Source organism: Vibrio sp. D173a (genome assembly GCF_030248475.1).
Genome location: NZ_JAHGAH010000776.1, coordinates 1 through 652, shown reverse-complemented (window position 1 = coordinate 652; position 652 = coordinate 1). Strand labels below are relative to the sequence as shown.

The 652-nt window shown below is 45.1% G+C and carries 1 protein-coding gene; it reads left to right on the top strand.

Features of this window, described 5'->3' with window-relative positions; translation table 11 throughout:
• The coding region (locus KIV40_RS29195; RefSeq protein WP_285352728.1) for a TonB-dependent receptor domain-containing protein at positions 1–652 on the top strand (652 nt) is incomplete at both ends.

Below are 652 nucleotides of genomic sequence, written 5' to 3'. Positions count from 1 at the left end.
TGAATCGGACACGAGTTACTTCTACGAGACCGCCGAAGTGCATGAAAACAACTTCCACCCAATGGTGGATGTAGCAGAGCTTAGCCAAGATAATCACACTGTTGATGCCAAGTTTGTGGTCGACCAATTTGAAAGCCAGATCCTATCATTCGGCGGCCAAGTCTCTTATACCAGTGTGGAAAATGAGCGTGATTACTCAAGCTCCCGCTCGGTAACGCAGAGTGCTGTTTACGTTCAAGATGAGTATTTCGTAACGGATGATTTTGCAGCAACACTGAGTGGACGCCTTACACACAATAACCAGTTTGGTAACGATTTTAGCCCACGCCTCTACTTTGTTTATAACGGTATCGACAATGTTACCTTCAAGGGTGGATACGGAGAAGGTTTTAAGTCACCAACGCTTTTCCAATCTTCAGAGGATTTCTCATTAGTCAGCTGTGGCGGTCGATGCACACTGCTAGGTAACCCAGATCTGAAACCACAAACCTCCAAGACTTACGAGTTCTCAGCCATGTATTCGGGTGTCGATGGTTATGTGCAAGCGACAGGTTTCTTTAATGATGTCAAAAACTTGATAGACCGTGACTTAACACCGTACTTCAACGGAACCTCGACCATTATTCAATATGCGAACGTCGATAAAGTTGAG